Annotated in this window: 7 protein-coding genes; 5 read left to right on the forward strand and 2 right to left on the reverse strand. The window is 43.5% G+C overall.

Translation table 11 applies throughout. From position 1 onward, the window contains the following. Nucleotides 1-49 precede the first annotated feature (49 nt). A complete protein-coding gene (locus WCK19_RS13380) occupies nt 50-673 on the reverse strand; it encodes a TetR/AcrR family transcriptional regulator (protein ID WP_342397888.1) in 624 nt (207 codons plus the stop codon). A gap of 268 nt (nt 674-941) precedes the next feature. Between WCK19_RS13380 and WCK19_RS13385 the strand changes: the two genes are divergently transcribed. Continuing rightward, the gene (locus tag WCK19_RS13385; RefSeq protein ID WP_342397889.1) at nt 942-1,577 is read left to right on the forward strand and encodes a sigma-70 family RNA polymerase sigma factor; all 636 of its coding nucleotides are present in this window, start codon (nt 942-944) and stop codon (nt 1,575-1,577) included. Between the two features lie 71 nt (nt 1,578-1,648). On the opposite strand, the gene WCK19_RS13390 is transcribed toward WCK19_RS13385, so the two are convergent. Then, complete coding sequence (locus WCK19_RS13390) at nt 1,649-1,783, reverse strand: hypothetical protein (protein ID WP_342397890.1); 135 nt, start codon at nt 1,781-1,783, stop codon at nt 1,649-1,651. A gap of 219 nt (nt 1,784-2,002) precedes the next feature. On the opposite strand from WCK19_RS13390, the gene kaiC reads away from it, so the two are divergent. Genes kaiC through WCK19_RS13410 form a run of 4 tightly spaced genes read left to right on the forward strand, consistent with a single transcriptional unit; the run spans nt 2,003 to nt 6,151 of the window. Further along, a complete protein-coding gene (kaiC, locus tag WCK19_RS13395) occupies nt 2,003-3,715 on the forward strand; it encodes a circadian clock protein KaiC (RefSeq protein WP_342397891.1) in 1,713 nt (570 codons plus the stop codon). Nucleotides 3,716-3,737: 22 nt separating this feature from the next. Next, nucleotides 3,738-4,049 (forward strand): circadian clock KaiB family protein, encoded by a 312-nt coding sequence (locus tag WCK19_RS13400; RefSeq protein ID WP_342397892.1) that lies wholly within the window; start codon nt 3,738-3,740, stop codon nt 4,047-4,049. A gap of 37 nt (nt 4,050-4,086) precedes the next feature. Beyond that, a complete protein-coding gene (locus WCK19_RS13405; protein ID WP_342397893.1) occupies nt 4,087-4,464 on the forward strand; it encodes a circadian clock KaiB family protein in 378 nt (125 codons plus the stop codon). Between the two features lie 7 nt (nt 4,465-4,471). Next, complete coding sequence (locus tag WCK19_RS13410; RefSeq protein ID WP_342397894.1) at nt 4,472-6,151, forward strand: ATP-binding protein; 1,680 nt, start codon at nt 4,472-4,474, stop codon at nt 6,149-6,151. Nucleotides 6,152-6,464: the final 313 nt, after the last annotated feature.

A 6,464-nucleotide genomic window follows, 5' to 3' on the forward strand; every position in this document is an offset into this window, starting at 1 on the left:
ATCTATATTAACTGACTTACAGTTAAGTCAGTAACAGGACCAAAAAGAATCAGTTAGTGGAAGTCGCAATAATGCCTTCGAACCAAAGCTCCAGCAGTTTATCGGCTATCTCTTCCACGGTATCAGGAAATTTATTGACGAAATCCTGCGGTAATAATTGGCGCAATACCGGGTATTTTTCAACTTGACGGCATAAACCTGTAAAACTGATGAACACTATGTTCGGGTCAACCTGCCTTAACTCTCCGTTACGGATGCCTTCCTCGATTACCCCAATGATAATTTGGTTTATTGCTATAATTAGCTGGTGCATCTCATTTTGCGCTTGCTTACTAAGTTGGCATAATTGCGACAGAACAATTTCTTTATCATCGGGCAGTGGTTGTCGCGTAACCCCATACATGATGTGTTTCAGCCGAGTTCGGGCATCTTGGTTTTCTCTGGCGGCGCTTTCCAACTGCTTGATTACTTCAGCGCTCCAAAATTTTATAACCTCAACTATAAGCTGATCTTTACCACCCGGAAAATGAAAATATAAGGCAGGGCGGGTAATCTTAAGAGTTTTGGCAATATGATCCATATTCAGATAACTATAGCCGCCAAGCTGATAGAGTCGCCATGCTTCAGCAATTACCCGCTCTTTGGTATCTGTAGTTCTCAAATCAGGTTTCATAGGTTCTGACTAACTCCAATAATTTAGCTAACTAACACGTAAGTTAATAGCACTTATTTGATATGCTGTCAAGTCCCAACTTGAAATCTCAGCAAGTTAGCCCTAGCTTAAATCTACAAATCCACTCGTGAACGGTTATGATTTTATAACATTTAAGAAAGAATTAACCTCTTTCCAATAAAAACCTAATCTTTGCAGTATATAATAATAGTATAAATTCAGATATAAAATCGAAAGAATTATATAACTCGCTAAAATTGAGGCAATTATGAATCCACTAGATAAAAATATTACCATAGAATTTCCAGATGAAAACGAAAAGAATATAGATTTAGATGATAATGATTTGGTAAGGCTAATTTTGCAGAGCGATAATAACGCTATGGCACAATTAATAACCCGTTATCAGGTGAGTGTATATAATTTGTGCCGACGAATGTTGCATAATCAGCAAGAAGCAGAAGATGCTACTCAGGAAGTTTTCCTGCGAGTGTACCAGCAAATTCACACCTATAATATTGACCGTAAATTCTCAACTTGGATTCTTTCGATTGCAGCGCACTATTCCATAGACTTAATCCGGCGAAAGCGTCCGGTTTCCGACCTTGAAGAAATAATTTCATGGAAGGCAAGCCAAGACCCTGACCCAGAAGATATGGCGGTATCGGGCGAAGAAAGAGAGGAAGTGCGCGAACAATTGAAAAAATTGCCCGGCAAGTACCGCATGGTATTAGTTTTACGCTATTGGTACGATTTCTCGTATGAGGAAATTTCCAAAGCTACCAGCTTATCAATCTCAAACGTAAAAATCAGGTTGTTCCGGGCGCGCGAAATTCTGGCAAAACAAATGGCAGGCTCACAACCTGCCCTGAAATCCTCCGGGAAACTTGCCTTTGGCTATTAACTAGCGAGGCAAATTTGGCAACTGCCGATAGCGGGGTAGCTTTGGCATCCTCGCCCCCTCACCCAGATTCATCAATCTTGTGCAGCATCAATCCCTGTATTCCAGCCCAACTCTATTTCAAGGTTACCAGCATTAATTTGTCTTAACAAAATAACCCACGTAGCATTTCTGGCTCCACTATAGCTTGTCTTAAAATTTTGGGTCATTTCAGTTCCTCTTATCCCCAAAACATTTAGCTAAAATTTATAATATTAGATGGTTAATTTAGAAAGTATTTAGTTTGGTATCTTATAATTGCATATAGAGCAAAACCCTAACTTAGGGTACCTTGCAATTTTTGTAATAAAATTGGCGCAAATATTTATTACTTATAATCAATTTCATGCCATTTTAGTAGTAGAGTGATACTGGGAGGAGCAAATTGGATGAATAAAAACCATATAGAAAACCATACTGCGCCGGAAACTTTGCTCAAATGTCCCACCGGCATTGATGGGTTGGACGCTGTGACAGGGGGCGGGTTGCCAAAAGGCCGCCCTACACTGCTGTGCGGTAGCGCTGGATGCGGAAAAACTTTGTTCGGGGTGGAGTTCTTGGTACAAGGTGCGCTCAAATTTGATGAGCCGGGGGTATTGGTAACTTTCGAGGAAAGCCCAGAAGAAATAACCAAGAATGTGACTTCGTTGGGCTTTAACCTGAATGAATTGGTTGCCCAGAAAAAATTGGTGTTAGACCATATATATATTGAACGCTCCGAAATCGAGGAAATCGGCGATTTTGACCTAGACGGGTTATTCATTCGCCTAGCGTATGCCATTGATTCCATCGGGGCTAAACGGGTGGCGTTAGATACGCTTGAAGCGCTTTTCTCCAGTTTTGACAATGAAGCAATCCTTCGGGCAGAGCTTCGCAGGTTATTTCGCTGGCTGAAAGATAAAGGAGTAACGGTTATTATCACCGGTGAGCGTGGCTCAAATGGCATGCTAACCCGGCAAGGGCTGGAAGAATATGTTTCGGACTGCGTTATTGTGCTGGCACATCGCACCGTTGATTCTATCTCTACCCGGCATTTGCAAGTCATCAAATATCGCGGTTCCGCACACGGTACTAACGAATATCCCTTCCTGATTGACGAAACCGGCATTTCGGTGCTGCCCATAACCTCCAGCGGTCTCGATTATACGATTTCAAACGAGCGAATCTCTACCGGGATACCAAGCCTAGACGATATGCTAGAGGGGAAAGGCTTTTATCGCGGCAGTTCGGTGCTGATTTCAGGTACCGCAGGCACCGGCAAAACCAGTATAGCATCCAGTTTTGCCAGCAGTGTTTGTCAAAGAGGGGAACGCTGCCTTTACCTAGCTTTCGAGGAATCTACCGGACAGATAGTCCGCAATATGCGCTCCATCGGTTTGAATCTAGCCCCGTGGATAGACGCTAATCTCCTGAAATTCCATACCACCCGCGCTACTATGTACGGTCTGGAAATGCACTTGGTGGTGATACATCAATTGGTTAAAAGTTTCCAACCTTCGGTGGTGATTATTGACCCGGTAACAAATTTCCTTAATAATGGTAGCAATCTTGAAGTACGTTCGATGATTACTAGGCTGCTGGATTTTCTGAAAACGCAACAAATAACCGCCTTTTTCACTAGCTTGACTTCTGCGGGGAATTTTGAGGAACATACACTAACCAATATTTCCTCCTTGATTGACACTTGGCTATTGTTGCGCGATATCGAACTTGACGGGGAGCGCAATCGGGGAATGTTCGTGCTTAAATCACGTGGTATGGCAAGTTCCAACCAAATTCGAGAGTTCCTCCTGTCCAGCAAAGGGATTGAGCTTAAAGAGGCTTATCTAGGTCAAGCGGGAGTGCTTACAGGCTCGGCACGCTTGGTGCAAGAAGCTAAAGAGAGAGCGGAGGAACAACTAAGGGAGCAGGAAGCAATACAAATCGAATTCAACCTTGAACGCAAACGCCAGATGCTGGAAAACCAAATTGCGATTATGCGAGCTGAATTTGAGGTTGAAGAAGCCGAAAGCCTAAACCTGCTGAAACAGGCAAAGGCAATAGATGAGCAAATGAATATCGAACGAAATAACATGAAAATAAGCCGTAAAGTTAAAGCTTGAGAGGCGCATGTAAAGGAGTAGGATGGTGGATGCAGCTAACGAATCGGAAGGGGAAAATCGTCCTAAATGGGAGTTGCGGCTATATGTAGCTGGGCAAACTACTAAGTCATTAAGCGCCTGTATCAACCTGAAAAAGATTTGCGAAGAATATTTGGAGGGGAAGTACCAACTGGAAATAATCGACCTGCTGGAGAATCCCCAACTTGCCAGTGGGGATCAGATTGTAGCAACCCCTACACTTGTACGCAAATTGCCGGATCCGGTACGTAAAATAATTGGTGACCTTTCCAATACAGAGCGGGTTCTGGTAGGGCTGAACTTGATCCAAATCTAGGTAAGATAGTAGCAAGAATAGTCAAAGCGGGGGATGTATGAAAGATTCAGAGAATGAGGATACCGATATTGCCAGTGAAACTTTTGAAAAGTCTCAGAATCCAGCAGAGTTTGAGAAATACGTTCTGCGCCTGTTCGTAACCGGAACTACTCCTAAATCTGCTCAAGCTATCCAAAACATCCAGAAAATCTGCGAAGAACTCCTTGAAGGACGTTATAGATTGGAAGTAATTGATATATACCAGCAGCCGGAGAAAGCCATAGAAGCCCAAATTGTGGCAGTTCCAACTCTTATAAAGCAATTGCCATTTCCCTTGAGAAAAATAGTAGGCAATTTATCTGATGTGGAGCGCGTAATAACGAGCTTGGGTTTGCATGTGGAAAAATCGGACGATGCCATTTCTAAAGGAGTTTAAGTAAAATATGAGCAGTCAGGCTAAATCGGAAAAAGCCCTAATGGCGGAAATAGAGTCGTTAAAGGAACAACTAGCGGAAGCAAGGGAAACCCTTGACGCTATTCGACGGAACGAAATTGACGCGCTGGTTATGGAAAATCCGAATGGTACTGATCAGATATTCACTATTAATGGGGCGGATCTGCCATATCGCCTTTTTGTGGAAAAAATGTCACAGGGCGCTGTTACTCTGAATTTATCCGGTAGCATACTTTATTGCAACCAACGCTTCGCCGAGCTTATGGAATTGCCAATAGAGCAAATAATCGGTTCTTATCTATACCGGTTCGTTGCTGTTGAAGACAAACCACTTCTTGAAGATGCACTGGTAAAGGGCGATAAAGCAAACTTCCGATATGAAATGAATCTCAGTACGAGCATTGGCAAGCAAACACCTTTCGATCTAGCTTTTAGCCCTATGCAAATTGACGCGCTTAAGGTAATTTGCCTAGTAGCTACGGACTTGACCGAGAAAAAAAGAGTCGAGGAGGCATTGCAAAAAACCTCGCGGTTGGAGTCGCTGGGGGTGTTGGCAGGCGGTATCGCCCACGATTTCAATAACCTGTTGACTGGCATTATCGGCTATCTAGGTCTTACTAATCTTAATCTCGCCCACAAAGAGTCTATAGATATTGCCGAAATTGCCGAGTTTACTAGGGAAGCAGAGAAAGCCGCTTTACGTTCCAAAGACTTGACTATGCAACTTTTAACCTTTGCCAAAGGCGGCAACCCTATTCGGAAAACAGTAAAACTGATACAACTTATCCGAGAAGCAGCAAGTTTTGTGATGCACGGACGGAATGTGGAAACTGTATTCAACCTACCAGAAGAAATAGGTCCAGTGGAGGTAGATGCCGGGCAACTGTCTCAGGTTATCCAGAATTTGACGCTCAATGCGGCGCAGGCAATGCCGGGCGGTGGCTACGTTAGCATTAGCGCGGAGAATCTTAACTTAGCAGAAGGCGCAATACCTATTTTGGCAAAGGGAAAATATGTCAAGATTTCCATCAAAGACACCGGGTTAGGCATATCTTCGGAGAATATAGCTAAAATCTTTGACCCTTATTTCACCACTAAAACGGAGGGTCACGGGTTGGGACTAGCAGTATGCTATTCCATCATCAAAAAACACGATGGATATATCACGGTGGAAAGCGAACCGACAAAAGGTTCTACCTTCAGTATATACTTGCCGCTATCCGATAACGAGAGGGCTATGCAGGAAACCATGTTTATGGCTAATCCTGTTTCTATGCCTTCCGCTCATCAATACCAAGTGCTGATAATGGAGGATGAGCCACAGATACGGGATATGTTTAATCTTACCTTACCTAGAATGGGACACAAGGCAAAACTTGCCAAAGATGGGGCAGAAGCGTTACAGCATTACGAAGCAGCGCTAAAAGCGGGTCAGCCCTTCGATGTAGTATTTCTCGACTTAACCATACCGGGCGGGATGGGTGGCATGGAGGCAATGAGCAAGCTATTAGAACTTGACCCGCAAGTAAAAGCGATAGTTTGTAGCGGCTATTCCAATGACCCTGTAATGTCTAATTACCGGGAGCATGGCTTTTGGGATGTGTTGGTAAAACCCTTTCGGATGGAAGAACTTGCCAGAACGATGAGACGACTCAGCATATCCTCTTAATGAAAAGGCAAGAACCATAATATATACAGCATAGCAGTTGCAAGAAAGACCAAAAGAAACAACTGCCTGCTAAAGGCATAATCAAAATGATGGTGAGCCTACTCCACATTAAATGACCAGCAACCCATTGCTAGATGGGTGCTTAACGGGCTATCCCTTTTTTCAATTCTCTAGTGCGATTACAAACCGTCCTTCGTGGGGTGTACAACCCCCGCTAGACCAGCACAACAGCGTGGTAGGGAGTAAAAAAAATAGAAGCCATAAGCATCAAGCTAAGGGAAAAGAGAGGGAAACAAAGCAGTTAGCGAAAAAT

It is taken from the genome of Candidatus Chlorohelix sp. (assembly GCF_037138995.1).
Lineage (GTDB): Bacteria > Chloroflexota > Chloroflexia > Chloroheliales > Chloroheliaceae > Chlorohelix.

What these genes read in the sequence shown, in the direction of transcription:
- WCK19_RS13380 (WP_342397888.1), bottom strand. Translation starts at nt 673, where the DNA reads ATGAAACCTGATTTGAGAACTACAGATACCAAAGAGCGGGTAATTGCT.
- WCK19_RS13385 (WP_342397889.1), top strand. Translation starts at nt 942, where the DNA reads ATGAATCCACTAGATAAAAATATTACCATAGAATTTCCAGATGAAAAC.
- WCK19_RS13390 (WP_342397890.1), bottom strand. Translation starts at nt 1,783, where the DNA reads ATGACCCAAAATTTTAAGACAAGCTATAGTGGAGCCAGAAATGCTACG.
- kaiC (WP_342397891.1), top strand. Translation starts at nt 2,003, where the DNA reads ATGAATAAAAACCATATAGAAAACCATACTGCGCCGGAAACTTTGCTC.
- WCK19_RS13400 (WP_342397892.1), top strand. Translation starts at nt 3,738, where the DNA reads ATGGTGGATGCAGCTAACGAATCGGAAGGGGAAAATCGTCCTAAATGG.
- WCK19_RS13405 (WP_342397893.1), top strand. Translation starts at nt 4,087, where the DNA reads ATGAAAGATTCAGAGAATGAGGATACCGATATTGCCAGTGAAACTTTT.
- WCK19_RS13410 (WP_342397894.1), top strand. Translation starts at nt 4,472, where the DNA reads ATGAGCAGTCAGGCTAAATCGGAAAAAGCCCTAATGGCGGAAATAGAG.